The sequence below is a fragment of the Dialister sp. UBA1703 genome (genome assembly GCA_002320515.1).
In the GTDB taxonomy this organism is placed as follows: Bacteria; Bacillota; Negativicutes; order Veillonellales; family Dialisteraceae; genus Dialister.
The window spans coordinates 1-1411 of the sequence record DCJJ01000179.1 but is presented as its reverse complement, the minus strand read 5'-3'; the positions used below and the strand labels follow the sequence as shown (position 1 = coordinate 1411).

Below are 1411 nucleotides of genomic sequence, written 5' to 3'. Positions count from 1 at the left end.
AGGCGCCTTCGGCGCCCGGGTTCTGCCTGGGAAAGGCTTCGCTTTCCGGGCTGGTTCAAAGGGTAGTTATAAAGTCCACTCCATGGAGGCCGAGTGGGCGCCTTCGGCGCTATAATATAAGGAAGCACTGATTAATTCGCANNTCCTTAAATAGCTCGCTATTCGCGTCGACTGATTCCTTGCATTGAATAAAAACACAAGAATGAAATCCGATAACGGTTTAATCAGCGCTTCCATAAGCCGCCACCGCCACACTCTGAACCTTTTCTCCTCACAACCCTTCTACACAACCTGCCGCCGCAGGCGGCCACAACCTACGGCGAAGCCGTGCCCCTTTGTACGCTCATTCATTTCTCCAGTGATACTCTGCCAGTTCTTCTTCCGATACATTTCCTGTCTTTACGCGGGAGAGATATTTCCTGGCGATTTTACCCAGGGAGACCAGGGTGGATATGGGGGTGGGCGGGTGGTTTGTCATGCGCCAGCGGGGGAAGAAGCGGGTGATGTGGAGGGGGATGGCTGGGGAGAGGGAGCCGATCCACCGGGCCATTTCTTCAAATTCCCGGGGATTGTCGTTTTCATCAGGAATGACCAGGTTGGTGAGTTCCACATGGGAAAGGGCCGCCGCTTTTCTGATGGTTTCCCGCACCGGATTTCCGGCGGCGCCGCAGATGTTTTTGTAGAAATCGGGATTCCAGCCTTTGAGGTCGATGTTCCAGGCGTCAATCAGGGGAAGGAGGACGTCCAGGGCTTCGCTGCAGATGAATCCGTTGGACACCATCACGTTCATAAGGCCCGCTTCCCGGATAAGGGGCGTCGTGTCCCGGATGAATTCAAAGGAAAGGGTGGGTTCGTTGTAAGTCCAGGCCACGCCTATATTTCCTTCGGCAGTGAGGGCGCGGGCCAGACGGAGCACATCCTGGGGTGAAACCTTCCGGCTTTCCGGCTCTTTCTGGGAAATTTCATAGTTCTGGCAGAAGAGGCAGTTCATATTGCAGCCCCAGCTGCCCAGGGAGAGGATAACGCTTCCGGGATGAAAATAGGAAAGGGGCTTCTTCTCTATGGGGTCCAGGGCGGCGGAAGTGACAAGGCCGTAGGTGAGAGCCTTCAGCGTGCCGTGGTCGTTCCAACGGGTGCGGCACCAGCCCCTTTGGGAAGGAAGAATGGTGCAGCGCCTTGGACAGAGACGGCAGGTGCAGATGCCCTTTTCGTCTTTGCCATATAATTCACATTCCATAGTGACCTCCTTTGGAGATTTAGGGCGCGTTCGGGATCGGGAGCTGGGTGGTGCTTTCCCGTATTCCCGAAGGTTGACACGCCTTATGGACAAGCCTTGACGGGCTTGAGGGTTCAAGCGCCTTCGGCGCTCGGGTTCTATCGTTCGTGTGGTTCAGCCCACAGAGCGGGCTGG

At 55.9% G+C, this 1411-nt stretch carries 1 protein-coding gene; it reads right to left on the bottom strand.

Annotated elements, in window-relative coordinates:
• Positions 1–343: 343 nt before the first annotated feature.
• Positions 344–1237 carry an AmmeMemoRadiSam system radical SAM enzyme gene (gene amrS, locus B2Y11_RS08710; protein WP_291058073.1) on the bottom strand — a complete coding sequence of 298 codons (894 nt, stop codon included), beginning with the start codon at positions 1235–1237 and terminating at the stop codon, positions 344–346.
• Positions 1238–1411: the final 174 nt, after the last annotated feature.